General features: G+C 65.0%; 12 protein-coding genes. 2 read left to right on the forward strand and 10 right to left on the reverse strand.

Annotated elements, in window-relative coordinates; genetic code table 11:
- A partial coding sequence (locus IAE33_RS21020; protein WP_201164932.1) for an MATE family efflux transporter occupies positions 1–1,322 on the reverse strand: 1,322 nt, incomplete at its 3' end.
- A 181-nt stretch (positions 1,323–1,503) separates the two neighbouring features.
- On the opposite strand from IAE33_RS21020, the gene IAE33_RS21025 reads away from it, so the two are divergent.
- Complete coding sequence (locus IAE33_RS21025) at positions 1,504–6,396, forward strand: alpha-2-macroglobulin family protein (protein ID WP_201164933.1); 4,893 nt, start codon at positions 1,504–1,506, stop codon at positions 6,394–6,396.
- Positions 6,397–6,466: 70 nt separating this feature from the next.
- On the opposite strand, the gene IAE33_RS21030 is transcribed toward IAE33_RS21025, so the two are convergent.
- Positions 6,467–6,760, reverse strand: coding sequence for a hypothetical protein (locus IAE33_RS21030; RefSeq protein ID WP_028633002.1), 294 nt, complete (start codon positions 6,758–6,760; stop codon positions 6,467–6,469).
- Positions 6,761–6,837: 77 nt separating this feature from the next.
- Between IAE33_RS21030 and pbpC the strand changes: the two genes are divergently transcribed.
- Entirely contained in the window at positions 6,838–9,192 is a 2,355-nt protein-coding gene (pbpC, locus tag IAE33_RS21035; RefSeq protein WP_201164934.1) for a peptidoglycan glycosyltransferase PbpC, read from the forward strand.
- Between the two features lie 23 nt (positions 9,193–9,215).
- Here the strand turns inward: pbpC and IAE33_RS21040 are convergent, their stop codons facing one another.
- From IAE33_RS21040 to IAE33_RS21075, 8 genes are all read right to left on the reverse strand, one after another.
- The gene (locus tag IAE33_RS21040; RefSeq protein WP_201164935.1) at positions 9,216–9,992 is read right to left on the reverse strand and encodes a response regulator; all 777 of its coding nucleotides are present in this window, start codon (positions 9,990–9,992) and stop codon (positions 9,216–9,218) included.
- Between the two features lie 119 nt (positions 9,993–10,111).
- Complete coding sequence (locus IAE33_RS21045; protein WP_028632999.1) at positions 10,112–10,582, reverse strand: A24 family peptidase; 471 nt, start codon at positions 10,580–10,582, stop codon at positions 10,112–10,114.
- A 183-nt stretch (positions 10,583–10,765) separates the two neighbouring features.
- Complete coding sequence (locus IAE33_RS21050) at positions 10,766–11,335, reverse strand: DUF4136 domain-containing protein (RefSeq protein ID WP_201164936.1); 570 nt, start codon at positions 11,333–11,335, stop codon at positions 10,766–10,768.
- A 19-nt stretch (positions 11,336–11,354) separates the two neighbouring features.
- Complete coding sequence (locus IAE33_RS21055) at positions 11,355–11,978, reverse strand: DUF4136 domain-containing protein (RefSeq protein ID WP_201164937.1); 624 nt, start codon at positions 11,976–11,978, stop codon at positions 11,355–11,357.
- 20 nt (positions 11,979–11,998) lie between these two features.
- The gene (locus IAE33_RS21060) at positions 11,999–12,748 is read right to left on the reverse strand and encodes a methyltransferase domain-containing protein (protein ID WP_201164938.1); all 750 of its coding nucleotides are present in this window, start codon (positions 12,746–12,748) and stop codon (positions 11,999–12,001) included.
- On the reverse strand, positions 12,745–13,050 hold the full coding sequence (locus tag IAE33_RS21065; RefSeq protein WP_028632995.1) for a MazG-like family protein: 306 nt from the start codon (positions 13,048–13,050) through the stop codon (positions 12,745–12,747). The genes IAE33_RS21060 and IAE33_RS21065 overlap by 4 nt, the downstream gene beginning before the upstream one ends.
- Positions 13,051–13,140: 90 nt before the next feature.
- Entirely contained in the window at positions 13,141–13,992 is an 852-nt protein-coding gene (locus IAE33_RS21070; RefSeq protein WP_201164939.1) for a MaoC family dehydratase, read from the reverse strand.
- Between the two features lie 2 nt (positions 13,993–13,994).
- A complete protein-coding gene (locus IAE33_RS21075) occupies positions 13,995–15,347 on the reverse strand; it encodes a 3-oxoacyl-ACP reductase (protein ID WP_201164940.1) in 1,353 nt (450 codons plus the stop codon).
- Positions 15,348–15,371 lie beyond the last annotated feature (24 nt).

Raw genomic sequence — 15,371 nt, forward strand, 5'->3', positions numbered from 1 at the left:
CCCCGCACCTGCAACCGCCACCCCACCCAACCCAGCGTCACCGCCCGCAACGCCATGAAGCCAAGAAAGGCCAGCCACAACCCGTGGTTGCCAAACCCGCTCATCACCACGCCGAAGGGCAGTGCCACCAACACCGACAGCAACATTGCATTGCGCATCTCCCGTGCCCGGGTCGCGCCGATGAACAGCCCGTCCAGCAGGTAGCTCCACACCGCAATCAACGGCAGCACCGCCAGGTAGGGCAGGTACGGGTACGCCGCCATGCGCACGCTTTCGATGTTGGTCTGCAGGTCGATGAACAGGTGCCCACCCAGCAGGAACAAACCGGCAAAACCCAGGCTGACGAACAGTGACCAGCCACCGGCTATCACCAGGGAACGCCGCAAGGTGTCCCGGTCCCGTGCACCAATGGCATGGCCGCACAAGGCTTCGACTGCATGGGCCAGCCCGTCCAGGGCGTAGGCCGTGAGCAGCAGGCCGTTGAGCAGCAGCGCATTGGCCGCCACGGTCGCTTCACCCAGGCGAGCGCCTTGCACCGTGATCAGCAGAAACACCACTTGCAGCGCCAGGCTGCGCAAAAAGATGTCGCGGTTCACTGCCAGCAAAGGCCGCCAGGCCTGCCAGCGGGTGAGTGCCCGCCACGCCACTTGCCCTGGGTGGGCTCGCAAGGCTGGGCGGGTGAGTGCCAGGCCGAGCAGGGCAGCGCTCCACTCGGCAATCACCGACGCCCGCGCCGAACCCAGCACCCCCCAGTCCAGGCCCAGCACGAACCATAGGTTAAGCGCGATATTCAGCAGGTTGGTGGTCAGCAGGATCGCCAGGGGCGCCCGTGCATTCTGTGTGCCCAGGAACCAGCCAACCAGCGCGTAGCTGGCCAGCGCTGCCGGCAAACCCAGCAGCCGGGTGTGAAAGAATGCCTCGGTGGATTGCTGCAGCGCGGCGCTGGGCTGCATCGCATGCAGGGCCAGCTGGCTGAAGGGCAGGGCCACCAGGGCAATCAGCACGGCCAGGGCGAGGGCCAGCAGCAGCCCCTGCACCAGCACCTGGCGCAAGGCCGCGCCGTCGCCCCGCCCGGCTGCCTGGGCAGCGAAACCGGTAGACCCCATGCGTAGAAACCCCAGCAGGCCCACCATGAAGGTGAAAAGCGTGCCGCCCACGGCCACGGCCCCCAGCTGATGGGCGTGGGGCAGGTGGCCGATCACCGTGCTGTCCACCAGGGTAACCAGCGGCACGGAAATGTTGGACAGGATCATCGGCGCGGCCAGCGCCCACACCTTCAGGTGGGTGGGGCGGTGCCGCCAGTCGGTAAGCATCGAGGTCATCGGGGGCCTGGAAAGTCGGGGTTGCAGTACAGCCGTATGGCAATGCAGCAAAAGAGTGTACCGGCCCGGCAACCCATTCGCGCGAACAGGGTCTCACTTACCGCGTCGCGCTGGGTGCCATGCCTGCGTGTGCGCTATAGTTGCAGCCCTCACCTACACACTGCCCAAGAGTTTGTACTCCATGTTCAACAAAGGATTGTTGCTGGCCTGTGCGCTGGCCCTGCTTAGCGCCTGTGACTCTTCCACGCCGGACAAGCCGGCACCTGCCCAGAAGCCGACGGCCGCCGCAAGCCAACCCGTCAAGCGCGAAGATCCGGCATTGCTCGCCGAGCGTTACAAGGGCCGCGAGCTGACCGTGCTGGACGCCTCGGAGGTGCAACTCGATGGCGCAGCCACGCTGTCGCTGAGCTTCTCGGCGCCGCTGGACGCCAAACAGGACTTTGCCAGCAAGGTGCATCTGGTCGATACCGTGAAGGGCAAGGTCGATGGCGCCTGGGAGCTGTCCGAAAACCAGATGGAGCTGCGTCTGCGCCACCTGGAGCCCAAGCGCAAACTGGTGCTGACCGTGGACAAGGGCTTGCTGGCAGTCAACGGTGAGCAGTTGCAGGACGAGTCCATCACCCGCCTCGAAACCCGTGACATGCAGCCGACCATCGGCTTTGCCAGCCGGGGTTCGCTGCTGCCGACACGCCTTGCCGAAGGCCTGCCGGTCATTGCCTTGAACGTGGACAAGGTGGATGTGGAGTTCTTCCGGGTCAAACCGGACATGCTCTCGTCGTTCCTCGCCAACTGGGGGCGTAGCAGCAGCCTGGAGTACTACCAGTCCAAAGACACCCTGAGCATGGCCGAACTGGTGTACAGCGGCCGCTTCGACCTCAACCCTGCGCGCAATACCCGCGAAACCGTGCTGCTGCCGATTGCTGGCATCAAGCCCTTGCAAGCGCCTGGCGTGTACCTGGCGGTGATGCGCGCATCGGGTACCTATGACTACTCGCAGCCGGCCACGATGTTTACCTTGAGCGACATCGGCGTGTCTGCCCATCGTTACCGTGACCGTATCGACGTCTTCGCCCAGGCCCTGGAGGGTGGCAAGGCACTGAACGGCGTCAACCTCGAAATCCATGACGAAAAAGGCAAGCTGCTGGCGCAGGCCAGCACGGACGGCAAGGGCCATGCCCAACTGCCGATCACGACCAAGGCCGATACCCTGATCGCAACCCAGGGTGTGCACACCACGCTCCTGCGCCTCAATACTGCAGCCCTGGACCTGGCCGAGTTTGACATCACCGGCCCCCAGGCCAACCCGCTGCAGTTCTTCATCTTCGGCCCGCGCGACCTGTACCGGCCTGGTGAGACGGTGCTGCTCAACGGCTTGCTGCGCGACCAGGACGGCAAGCCGGTGAAAGCCCAGCCAGTGAATGTGGAAGTGCGGCGCCCGGATGAGCAGGTCAGCCGCAAGTTTGTCTGGGAGGCCGACAACAATGGCCTGTACCAATACCAGTTGCAGTTGGCGACCGAGGCCCCAACCGGCCGCTGGCAGCTGCTGCTCGACCTGGGTGGCGGGCGCAAGCAGGTGTATGAATTCCTGGTCGAGGATTTCCTGCCCGAGCGGCTGGCGCTGGAGCTCAAAGGCAGTAGCAAGCCCCTTGCACCCGATGAAGATGCGCGCATCCAGGTGACCGGCCGCTACCTGTACGGCGCACCGGCGGCAGGCAACCGCCTAAGCGGTCAGGCCTATGTTCGCCCGCTGCGTGAGGCGGTGCCTGCGCTGCCCGGCTACCAGTTTGGCTCGGTCACCGAGGCTGAGCTGACCCAGGACCTGGAACTGGACGAAGTCACCCTCGACCAGGCGGGCAAGGCCGTACTCGACATCCCCAGCCGCTGGGGCGAAGCGCGTTCGCCGCTGCAACTGACCGTGCAGGCCAGCTTGCAGGAGTCCGGTGGCAGGCCGATCACCCGGCGCCTGGAGCAACCTGTGTGGCCCGCCGAGCGCCTGCCCGGGCTGCGTGGGCTGTTTGACGGTGAAGAAACCAACAGCGATGGCCCCGTCGAGTTCGAATTCCTGGTAGCCGACCGCGAGGGCAACAAGCTTGCGGCCAACGACCTGAAAGTGCGGTTGATTCGCGAGCGACGCGATTATTACTGGAACTACTCCCAGAGTGACGGCTGGAGCTACGCCTACAACGAAAAACCCCTTACCCAGAGCGAGGAAACCCTCAGCGTCAAGGCGGGCTCAACCGCCAAGATGAACTTCCAGGTGGAGTGGGGCCCGTACCGCGTGGAGGTGGAAGACCCACAGACCGGTGTGGTGTCGAGCGAACGCTTCTGGGCCGGTTACCGCGCCCAGGATAACGCCGAAGGTGGCGCCGTTAGGCCAGACCAGGTCAAGCTGGCGCTGGACAAGCCCTCCTATGCCGACGGCGCGACCGCCAAGGTCACTGTCACCCCGCCTGCCGCGGGCAGTGGCTACCTGATGATCGAGTCCAGCGATGGCCCGTTGTGGTGGCAAGAGATCGATGTGCCTGCCGAGGGCAAAACCTTCGAGGTGCCGCTGGACAAGGCCTGGGCGCGCCACGACCTGTACCTGAGCACCCTGGTGATTCGCCCGGGTGAGCGCAAGGCCAATGCCACGCCCAAGCGTGCAGTGGGTGTGTTGCACCTGCCGCTGGACCGCGCCGAGCGCAAGCTGGCGGTGAGCTTGCAGGCACCGGAGAAAATGCGCCCCAAACAGCCGCTTACCGTGAAGATCAAGGCCGCCAGAAGCAATGGCAGCGTGCCCAAGCAGGTGCATGTGCTGCTGTCGGCGGTGGATGTGGGCATCCTCAACATTACCGACTTCAAAACCCCAGACCCCTTCGCCAGCCTGTTCGGGCGCAAGGCCTATGGCGCCGACCAGCTGGACATCTACGGCCAACTGATCGAAGCCGGGCAAGGTCGCCTGGCCAGCCTGGCATTTGGTGGCGATGCGGCCATGGCCAAAGGCGGCAAACGCCCCAATACCACGGTGACCATCGTCGCCCAGCAAAGCCTGCCGGTGACCTTGGACGAAAACGGCGAAGGCCAGGCCAGTGTCGATATCCCCGACTTCAATGGTGAACTGCGCGTGATGGCCCAGGCCTGGGCCGAGGAAGACTTCGGCATGGCTGAAGCCAAGACCGTGGTCGCTGCGCCACTCATTGCCGAACTGTCCGCCCCGCGCTTCCTGGCGGGCGGCGACCGCACCCGCCTGGCGCTGGACCTGGCCAACCAGTCGGGCCGTGCCCAACAGTTGAACGTTGAGATCACCACCGAGGGGCAAGTCAGCCTCACGGCCAGTGCCGTGCAGGCTGTATCGCTGGCTGAAGGCCAGCGCTCCACGCTGATGATTCCTGTGCAAGCTCAAGGCGGGTTCGGGCAGGGCAAGGTCCATGTGCGTGTCACGGGCCTGCAATTGCCGGATGAGCCAGCGGCTGCGTTCGAACGTGAATGGACGCTGGGCGTGCGCCCTGCCTATCCGGCCATGCTCAAGCATTACCGCGTGGCGCTGTCAGACCAGCCCTGGACCTTGCCCGAAGCAGACCTGGCGGCCTATGAACCGTCGGGTGTCGAAGCGATACTGGCGCTGTCGAGCCGGCCACCGCTGAACCTGGGCGAGCAGATTCGCGCGTTGGAGGCCTACCCCTATGGTTGCCTGGAGCAGACCACCAGCGGCCTCTACCCGTCGCTGTACGCCGATGCCGACAGCCTCAAGCGCCTGGGCATCAAGGGCGAACCGGCAGACGTGCGCAAGCGCAAGATCGAAATGGGCATCGAACACCTGCTTGGCATGCAGCGTTACAACGGCAGCTTCGGCCTGTGGAGTTCGGACAGCGAAGAAGAGTACTGGCTGACCGCCTATGTAAGCGACTTCCTGCTGCGGGCCCGTGACCAGGGTTACGGAGTGCCGGCCGAAGCCTTGAAGAAGGCCAACGAACGCCTGCTGCGCTACTTGCAGGAGCGCAACTTGATCGAAGTGGACTACAGCGACAACGCCGATCACACCCGCTTTGCGGTCCAGGCCTATGCTGCCCTGGTATTGGCGCGCAGCCAGCAGGCACCGCTGGGCGCGCTGCGTGGCCTGTTTGAACGCCGGGCCGATGCCCGCTCTGGTCTGCCGCTGGTGCAACTGGCCGTGGCCTTGGACAAAATGGGTGACAAGCCCCGTGCACAGCAGGCGCTGCAGGCTGGCCTTGCAGTCAGCCGTGGTAAAGGCTGGATGGGCGATTACGGCAGCGCCCTGCGGGATCAGGCGCTGATTCTGGCGCTGCTGCAGGAGAACAACCTTGCCAGCGGCCAGGTCGATCAACGCCTGTTTGCCCTGTCGGATGAGCTGGCTGCCAACCGCTGGCTCTCTACCCAAGAGCGCAATGCGCTGTTCCTGGCAGGCCGTGGCTTGCTCGGTAAGCCAGAAAAATCATGGAAAGCGCGGCTGGACAGCGCGGGTGAAATCCGCGAATTCGACAACGCCGATGCGGGCATGAAGCTGGAGGGCCCGCTACTGGCCTCCCCGCTGACCGTGCAGAACCAGGGCGGCGAGACGATTTATCAGCAACTGACGATTTCGGGTTACCCCCGTCAGGCCCCAGCGGCCAGCAGCAATGGTATGCAGATCCGTCGTGAGTACCTGGGCATGAATGGCCAGCCGCTGGACCTGGGCAACCTGCGCAGCGGTGACTTGGTACTGGTACACCTGGCGCTGAAGGCCCAAGACCGTGTGCCTGATGCGCTGGTAGTCGACCTGCTGCCAGCCGGTCTGGAGCTGGAGAACCAGAACCTGGCGCAAAGCGCTGCCAGCCTGGACAACGCCAGCAGCGCGGTAAAAGAGTGGCGTGGCTCGATGCAGAACGCCAATGTGGTGCACCAGGAATACCGCGACGACCGTTACGTCGCGGCCGTGAAGCTCGACGGCTACGGCACCACCCACCTGCTGTACCTGGCGCGTGCAGTCACCCCGGGCACCTATCGGGTGCCGCCGCCGCAGGTAGAGTCGATGTACCGCCCGAACCTGCAGGCTGTGGGTGACGGGCAAGGGGAAATGACAGTCAAGCCGCGTTAGGGAGCGGTAGCGCCAGGCAGTGGGGGGGATGTGCCCGCCTGCCTGGCGCCCACCCCCGGCAGCCCGGCGCTTAGTGTATGACCCAGCTCATCACCCACAACCCCAGTACCAGCCAGATGATCCCGAGGATGATCGAGGCTCGCATGAACGCGCGGATTGCCGAGTACAGCAGCATCAGGCCGACGATCAGCGCCAGGATGCTGACCAGCGAGGTGTCCATGCCCAGGGTGCGTGCCAGGCCGTCGACGAAGTTGCCACCGGCATTGGCCAGCAGGTTGAACAGGCCGCTCAACGCGTCGACGATGATGCGGATCAACGACCCCAGCGCCTGGCCCAGCCACTCGAAAAAACCTTCTACATGCATAGTTGCTTCCTGATGATCGACTCGGCGATTGTGCCGTCCCCAACCCTTTGGCCATTATCTGGCCAGGTCGGTTCCCGATGCCAAGCTTAGCGTGGCCGCGCACCCGTGCGGGCAAGCTGCTGCGCGCTACGCTACTCGGCAGCCTGATTGTGGTTGGCCTGCTGTGGCTGGCTGATCGCCTATGGCCGCTGCCGATGCCCCAGGACGACCTGGCGCGCGTGGTGCTTGCCGAAGACGGTACGCCCCTGTGGCGCTTTGCCGATGCCGACGGTGTGTGGCGTTACCCGGTCAGCCCCGAGCAGGTGTCGCCGCTTTATCTGGAGGCGCTGCTCACCTACGAGGACCGCTGGTTCTATCGCCATCCGGGGGTGAACCCGCTGGCCTTGGCCAGGGCGGCCTGGCTGAACCTGAGCGGCGGGCGGGTGGTGTCTGGGGGCAGTACCTTGTCGATGCAGGTGGCGCGGCTGCTCGACCCGCATGACCGTACCCTGGCAGGCAAACTGCGCCAGCTGTGGCGCACGCTACAGCTGGAGTGGCACTTGCCCAAGCGCGAGATCCTGCAGATTTACCTGGACCGCGCGCCGTTCGGCGGCACGTTGCAGGGCGTTGCCGCCGCGAGCTGGGCCTACCTGGGCAAGTCGCCCTTGCACCTGACGCCCGCCGAGGCCGCGCTGCTGGCCGTGCTGCCCCAGGCCCCCAGCCGGCTGCGCCCGGACCGACACCCAGAACGCGCGCAGCGTGCCCGTGACAAGGTGCTGCAACGCCTGGCGCAATACCAGGTATGGCCTGCGCAGCGCATCCGCGAGGCTGCCGAGGAACCGCTGTTGTTGGCGCCACGCCAGGAGCCGGCGTTGGCCCCACTGCTGGCACGGCGCCTGAATACGGCCGGTAGCCCGCCCCTGATACGCACTACGCTGGACGCCGCCCTGCAAAGGCGCCTTGAGGACCTGCTGCTGGGCTGGCGCGCCCGGCTGCCCGAACGTACCTCAGCGGCCATCCTGGTGGTCGAGGCGCAGAACATGGCCGTGCGTGCCTACCTGGGCTCGGTCGACCTGGCGGATGACAGGCGCTTCGGCCATGTCGACATGGTGCAGGCGTTGCGCTCGCCAGGCTCCACGCTCAAGCCTTTCCTGTATGGCATGGCGCTGGACGATGGCCTTATTCATTCCGAGTCGTTGCTGCAGGATGTGCCGCGCCGCTACGGCGATTATCGCCCCGGTAACTTTTCGTCCGGTTTCAGCGGCCCGGTGTCGGCCAGCTCGGCGCTGGCACTGTCACTCAACCTGCCAACCGTGCAGCTGCTGGAAGCCTACGGTCCCAAGCGCTTTGCCGCACAACTACGCATGGCAGGCTTGCCGCTGATATTGCCGCCGCTGGCCGAACCGAACCTGTCGTTGATTCTGGGCGGTGCCGGCAGCCGCCTGGAAGACCTGGTGGGGGGCTATGCGGCACTGGCCCGTGAGGGCAACACGGCCCAGATACGTTTGCAGCCTCAGGCTCGGTTGGTGGAGCATCGCCTGATGTCGCCGGGTGCTGCCTGGATCATCCGCCGCATCCTCAGTGGCCAGGCCCGGCCAGATCGCGACCCCCATGCCGAGTTGGTACAGCGCCCGCAACTGGCCTGGAAGACCGGCACCAGCTACGGGTTTCGGGATGCCTGGTCGGTCGGGGTGGGGCCTCGCTACCTGATCGGTGTGTGGATCGGCCGGCCCGACGGTACGCCGGTGCCCGGGCAGTTCGGCCTGGCCTCTGCAGCACCACTTATGCTGCAGGTACATGACCTGTTGACCAACCGTGATCGCCAGCGGGGGCTGAGCATGCCGATACAGCCCGTACCGGCGAGCGTGGGGGTGGCTGCGATCTGCTGGCCACTCGGCCAGCCTCTGCAGCGGCAGGCCTCGAACTGCCGGCGTCAGCGCTTTGCCTGGACGCTGGACGGCACCATCCCCCCGACGTTGCAGGCGGCGGATCAACCGCTGGGCCTGGGGTTGCACGAAAGCGTGTGGGTCAATGACCGTGGGTTGCGGGTAGACGGCAGTTGCCCGGGTGCCCGGCAGCGCGATATCGCGTTATGGCCGGCGCCGCTGGAACCCTGGCTACCGCGGGCAGAGCGCCGTGCCGCCCTGCTGCCTGCCATCGACCCAGGCTGCCCGCCACAGGTTGCGGCCAGCGCGCCACCGCTGTCCATCGTCGGGGTACGGCCGGGTGATAACCTGCGTCGTCCCGCCAACATCGGTGAGCCATTGCAGCTTGATGTGTCAGCACTGGGCGGCGCCGGCCGGCGCTGGTGGTTCCTCAATGGCCAGCCGCTGGGTGAGACCCAGGGCCAGGGCAGCCTGCCGTTACGCCTGCCGCAGGCAGGGCGGGCCGAGCTGAGCGCACTGGACGAAAGCGGCGAAACAGCCCGCGTAACGTTCCAGGTCAGCCAGTGAGGTAGCCCGGCAGGTGTCGCCCGTCAGTGGGCGGTGAAGCGCTGATGCACGGGCGCGGAGCCCGGGGTCAGCGCCAACGCCAGTTGGGTGCGGTTGTGCATGTGGGTCAGGCGCAACACCTGGGAGACATAGAGCTTGACCGTGTTCTCGGTGATGCCCAGTTCGCAGGCAATCTGGTAGTTGGTCTTGCCCTTGCCCACCAGGCGGGCGACCTCAAGCTGGCGCGGCGAAAGCTTGTCGAACACCGCAGGCAACTCGCCCTCGGTATCCTCGGCATCCCCAGCGCGACGGTGCGCGCCCAGGCCTCGGGCTTTCTCCAGGTCCTGGTACAGCTCGTCGACAGAGTCAGCCAGCTCCTGCAGCCGCTGGTTCAACCCGCCGAGGTCGCTGAGATTGCGTTGGCGTTCCACCAGCACCTCTTCCTGCCGGCGCACGCCTTCGAGCAGTTCGTCCAGGTCCATGGGCTTCTGGTAGTAATCGGCAAAGCCTTCACGCAAGGCGCGAATCACGTCCTGTTTTTCCGCCCGCCCGGTCAGCATGATGGCCTCGAACATGCGCTGCCCCGGGTTGATCTGCTTGAGCGCCCGTACCAGCTCGATGCCGTCACGTTCAGGCATGTGCAGGTCGCAGATGACCAGGCCGATGGCAGGGTCGGCCACGTAGCGTTCGATCGCTTCGTTGGTGGAAAGGGCCGATGTGCACGCGTAGCCCTTGGCGTTGAGGAATTCGCACAACTGTTCAACGATGGCCGATTGATCATCGACCACCAACACCTTTACTTCACTCACTGGTCTGGACACGATCAACTCCCTGTTCGTATACGGCCCTGCTCCCGGGCTAGACGCTCTGGCAGTTTAAAAGTAGCCGTACCTCTGAAATATGTACAAGGCACGTACACATCTTCGGACCGCCGGGATGTTCATTGGATCCATACAGCTGTCAGGAGGAAGCCGGCCAGTACGTAAGGTACGAACGCCTGCTTGTCGCCCATGGCCTCGGTCAGGGCTTGCAGGCGCTTTTTTACCTTGGCATCGAGCAGTGCCCACAAGCGCCTGCGGGTCATCAGCCAGATCAGCAGGCTGATGCCGGCCCCAATGAAGGTCCCCAGTACATACTGGGGCCCTGTGGCCAGTGCCAGAGCGCCCATCAGCTTGACGTCGTCCGCACCGAAATGGCCGAGCATGTACACCGGCAGGGTAAGCAGCATGACAATCGCCAACGCCCAGCCCGCATCGCCGGGGTCTGCCCCCAACCAGGTGTGGCCGGTTGCGAATAGCCAGAATAGCGCGCAGACGGCTACGCCGAGGGTGAGTACATTGGAGATCTGACGCTGGCGCACGTCCTGTTCGGTGCACAGGGCAAGCCATAGGAGAAGCACAATGCTTTGCATCGACAGCCCACCTTCCCTTGAAGTTGAACACTACCTGTTCAGTCAGGTTTCACAGTCAAGATAGACCGAAACCCGGGAGCGGGCGGGGTGTGGGCAGGGAAAAGGCGTGGCCGGAATGGATTTTGTCGCAGGTGACACAGGGGCCGTCCGGCGGCCCCGCTTCAGCGTTGTTCAATCATTCGATTACCTCCGGCTACCCGGCGGGTAATTCCCCAGTACCTGCGCCACCGTTTTCTGAATGGCGCTGTTACGCTCATCCGGCCCAGGCGGGTAGTTGTTCATGATCTGCTCGGCGCTGCCGCGCCACACCAGTTTGCCATCGCGCCCGTCGAGCAGGTCCACCTGAATGGTCGCCACCTTGTAGTCGACGCTGCGGGTTTCGTTGTACATCGGCCCGCCCCAGTAACCGCCCCAATAGCCACCCCAGCCTCCGCCGTAGTTGGTGGTGATCTGTTGTTGGCGCTGTTCGACGATCAGATAAGTACGCACCATAACGTCAGCCTGCTTGCCGGGTTGCACCGGGCGCAGGCCGCGCTGGTCGAGCTGATCGGCCACGGCTTGGCGAATGCGCTGTTCGGTCAGGTCGCTTTTGATGCGCGGATCGTCCGGCCGGTACTGCAACCCAGGTTCTTGCCAGGCCCAGCTGCGGTAGTCGGCAAAATCGCGACTGGCGTCGTAATCCTGCTGCACGTTGTTGCTCGAGCAGGCAGCCAGCAACACGGCAAACGAGAGTAGAAACAGACGGCGCAACATGATGGTTCTCCGTTAAGCGTTAACTGGGAGGATAGCCGCTGAGTGCCTTGCCGACGGCCTGGCGCACAGCACTATCACGATCACGGGGCGACCCCTGGTCGCTGCCGCTTTCGGCATTGCCGCTCCACACGGGCTGGCCGCTGCGCCCGTCATACAGATCGACACGTACCACCATTACTTCCACCTGGTAAGTGCGCACCACCGGTACGCTGGCATAGCCACCGTAACCGTTGCGGTACCCGCCGTAGCCGACACTACCGTAGGGGTAAGGGTCATAGCTGTCGTAATCACGAACCTGGCGCAGGCGCTTTTCCAGATGGATGTTGGCGCTTACCAGCAAGTCTGGCGAGCCATTGCGTGCGGGGCGTAGCCCGTGCTGGTCGAGGGCGGCGCTGACGGCATCGGCCAATTGTGCCGGGTCGGCATTTGCCGAGCCGGTGGGCAACTGCCCATTGCGCCAGCCCCAGCTCTGGTAGTGCCCGTAATCCCGGGCAGGAGTGGGGTAGGCACTGGCATCGAAGGTGTTGGCCGCCTGCGCCGGCGCCGGGGGCAATGGCCGGCTACTGGCCACATAGGGGTTGGTGCCCTGACAGCCCGCGAGGACCAGCGGCAGCAGGGCGAGGCGAAACAGACGATACGGCATGCTTCCTCCTGCCTGGCAGATCAACGTGGGCGGCAAACCCAATGCAGGTAACGACCAAGCCCGGCAAAGCTTGGGTGGCGACGGTGGGCCAGTTCCATTTCCAGCAGGTCGAGCAGCTCCGCCTTGTCCTGGAAGTCCTTGGGCATGTAGTCGTGGAACACCCGGATACCGCTTTCACTTTCGACCTGCCACATGGGCTCAAGTTGCGCTTTGAGGTGGCGGGGATCAAGGGGTTTTTGCGGGGTGAGGCTTTGCTTTTCACCTTCCAGCCGGTTGCTGCGCAACTTGCGGAAATGCCCCTTGAGCAGGTTCCGGTACACGAGGGCATCACGGTTATAGAACGCCAGCGACAACCAGCCTTCGGGAGCTGTGAGCTGGTGCAGTACCGGCAGGATGCTTTCTGGCTCGGCCAGCCACTCCAGCACGGCATGGCACACCACCACATCGTAGGGTTCGGTCAGTTCACCGAGCAGCGCCTGCCAGGGCGCATGAATGAATGTCGCGGCCTGGCCGGCCTCGGCAAAGCGTGCCCGGGCGCCATCGAGCATGGGGGCGGCAGGTTCGGCCAGGGTGACATGGTGCCCGCGCTGGGCCAGCCACAACGCCATGTGGCCCAGCCCTGCGCCCACGTCGAGGATACGCAGCGGGCGGTCGGGCAGTGCCTCGGCCAGGTCGGCCTGCAGCACGGCAAGGCGGATCGCACCCTTGGCTCCGCCGTAGATTTTTTCGGCAAAGCGGGTGGCCAGTTCATCGAAGTGACGGTCGTTCATCGGGCGAAGCGCCTCTCGCTGTCAGCAAGCTTGGCCCGCACGACCTGGTCCATGTCCAGGCCAAGCTCGCTGCACAGCAGCAACAGGTAGAGCACCACATCACCGACTTCCTGGCCCGCGTGGGCCAGTTTGTCAGCAGGCAGCTGGCGCGATTCGTCCTCGCTCAGCCATTGGAATATTTCGACCAGCTCGGCCATTTCCACACTGGCGGCCATGGCGAGGTTCTTGGGGCTGTGAAAGCGCTGCCAGTCATTGTTGTCGCGGATCTGGTGCAGGCGTTGGGTGAGTTCTTGCAAGTTCATCGGGGCCTCCTGATGCCGCATAGCTTCTGCGCAGGGCCGCTGCAAAGCAAGGGCCCCACACAAACGTACGGTCAACAGTGCCCCGGTTGGCTACAGGCGTGACCAGTGGCCAGCCATGTGCAGCACCCCGGCATGGCCATCCAGCCGCACAGCGCCAGTGGGGCCAGCTTCACTGGCGCTGAGTATCACCTCCGAGGGCAAGCGCACGGGCTTGTGGAACGCCACTTCGAACCCATACCCACTGTGGGGCAGGTGCCCACGCAATGCCGCCATGGCCATTGCCTTGCTCCACATGCCGTGGGCAATGGCGGTGGGGAAACCGAACAGCCGCGCACTGGCAGCGCTCAGGTGTATGGGGTTGTAGTCGCCGCACACCTTGGCGTAACGCCGGCCAATGTCACGGTCGGCATACCAGCGCGTGGCTTCGGGCAGGTCTACAGGCTCGTCCGGGGGCGTGGGGGGGGCGGCGCCTTCGAGCTTTAGCCCGCGTACCAGCATGCGGCTGGTCTCCCGCCACAGCGGGCCTATGCCGTCCTGGGCCTCGGTCACCAGGTCGAACGTACCGCCTTTGGCATGGGGTTGCAGGTTATCCGCGTACACGGCCATATGCAGCCCTTCAAGCCCACCGAGCGGGCGCAGCACTTCGATGCGATTGTGCAGGTGCACCAGCCCCAGCAACGGGAACGGGAAGTCGTGGCCGGTCATCAGTTGCAGTTGCAGGTTGAACGCCATGATGTGCGGGTACGTGGCCGGCAGGCGGCCGTCATCGGCGAAGTGACAGAGCCGCTGGTAGGCCTGCAGGTTTTGCTGCTGCAGTGGGATGTAGCAGCGCAGGCCTGCTTCCGGCAGGCGGTCACCCGTGATGCTGCGCTTACCAGCGGCGCGCAGGTACAGGCTGGCGCGGCCAGCTGGGCGGTGCACGTGGTGCCATGTTCGTTTCATGTTCAAGCCCCCATCAGTGCCTGGCCACAGACCCGCAGCACCTGGCCGTTGACTGCACCGGTACAGGGCTGGCTGAGCCAGGCGATGGCTTCGGCCACGTCTTGGGGCCGCCCGCCCTGGCCGAGCGAGCTAAGGCGTCGACCAGCCTCGCGCAGGCCCATGGGCATGGCGGCGGTCATGTGGGTTTCGATGAAGCCCGGTGCTACAGCATTGATGCTGGCACCCCGTTCGGCCAGTGTGGGCGCCCAGGCCTGTGCCAGGCCGATCAGCCCGGCCTTGCTGGCGGCGTAGTTGGCCTGGCCACGGTTGCCGGCGATACCGCTCACCGATGCCAGCAGTGTGATGCGGGCATGCTGCCCGAGTGCGCCGTTGTCGATCAGCGCCTGGGTGAGTACCTGAGGCGCCTTGAGGTTGACCGCCATCACAGCGTCCCAGTACTCCGGGGTCATGTTGGCCAGGGTCTTGTCGCGGGTGATACCAGCGTTGTGCACCACGATGTCGATGCCATCGGGCAGGGCAGCGAGCAGCTGCGTTGCTGCGTCGCTGGCGCAGATGTCCAGGGCCAGGGCCTTGCCACCCAGGCGTGCAGCAAGGGCATTGAGCTCTTGGGCGGCCTGGGGCACATCCAGCAGCAGCACGTCGGCACCATCGCGCACCAGGGTTTCGGCAATGGCAGCACCGATACCGCGTGCCGCGCCGGTCACCAGAGCCCGCTGGCCGCCCAGCGGGCGGGTCCAGTCCTGCACGTGCGCAGCGCAGGCCTGCAGGCGCAGCACCTGGCCAGACACGAATGCGCTTTTCGGCGACAGGAAGAAGCGCAGTGCACCCTCCAGCTGGTCTTCGGCACCTTCGCCCACATAAAGCAGCTGCGCAGTGGCGCCATTGCGCAACTCCTTGGCCAGCGAGCGGGTGAACCCTTCAAGGGCTCGCTGCGCCACGCTGGCCAATGGGTCTGCCAGCGACTCGGGAGGCCGCCCGAGCACCACCACATGAGCACAAGGTGCCAGGCTGCGTAACAGCGGCTGGAAAAACTCGCGCAACTGCTTCAAGGCATCGCTGTCGGACAAATGGCTGGCGTCGAACACCAGCGCCTTGATTTTCGGCCCAAGGCCGGCCACCCAGGGCTGTGCCTGCAGGTGCTCGCCATTGAAGCTGTACACCGCATCGGTGAGGCGTGGTGCCACTGTTTCAACCTGGCCCGCCAGCGGCCCGCCGCCTACCACCAATGCACCTTCCACCGGGCGCAGGCGGCCGGACTGCCAGCGCTCCAGAGGTGCCGGGCGCGGCAGGCCCAGGGTATCGACCAGGCGACGGCCCAGGCTGGAATTGGCGAAACCAAGGTAGCGATCGCTCATGAGGGGTCCTCCAGAAGGCAAGCT

The sequence above is a fragment of the Pseudomonas sp. S60 genome, from assembly GCF_016647865.1.
In the GTDB taxonomy this organism is placed as follows: domain Bacteria; phylum Pseudomonadota; class Gammaproteobacteria; order Pseudomonadales; family Pseudomonadaceae; genus Aquipseudomonas; species Aquipseudomonas parafulva.

Excerpts from the sequence above, each read along its gene's own strand:
- IAE33_RS21025 (WP_201164933.1), top strand. The coding sequence starts at position 1,504 with ATGTTCAACAAAGGATTGTTGCTGGCCTGTGCGCTGGCCCTGCTTAGC.
- IAE33_RS21030 (WP_028633002.1), bottom strand. The coding sequence starts at position 6,760 with ATGCATGTAGAAGGTTTTTTCGAGTGGCTGGGCCAGGCGCTGGGGTCG.
- pbpC (WP_201164934.1), top strand. The coding sequence starts at position 6,838 with ATGCCAAGCTTAGCGTGGCCGCGCACCCGTGCGGGCAAGCTGCTGCGC.
- IAE33_RS21045 (WP_028632999.1), bottom strand. The coding sequence starts at position 10,582 with ATGCAAAGCATTGTGCTTCTCCTATGGCTTGCCCTGTGCACCGAACAG.
- IAE33_RS21050 (WP_201164936.1), bottom strand. The coding sequence starts at position 11,335 with ATGTTGCGCCGTCTGTTTCTACTCTCGTTTGCCGTGTTGCTGGCTGCC.
- IAE33_RS21055 (WP_201164937.1), bottom strand. The coding sequence starts at position 11,978 with ATGCCGTATCGTCTGTTTCGCCTCGCCCTGCTGCCGCTGGTCCTCGCG.
- IAE33_RS21060 (WP_201164938.1), bottom strand. The coding sequence starts at position 12,748 with ATGAACGACCGTCACTTCGATGAACTGGCCACCCGCTTTGCCGAAAAA.
- IAE33_RS21065 (WP_028632995.1), bottom strand. The coding sequence starts at position 13,050 with ATGAACTTGCAAGAACTCACCCAACGCCTGCACCAGATCCGCGACAAC.
- IAE33_RS21070 (WP_201164939.1), bottom strand. The coding sequence starts at position 13,992 with ATGAAACGAACATGGCACCACGTGCACCGCCCAGCTGGCCGCGCCAGC.
- IAE33_RS21075 (WP_201164940.1), bottom strand. The coding sequence starts at position 15,347 with ATGAGCGATCGCTACCTTGGTTTCGCCAATTCCAGCCTGGGCCGTCGC.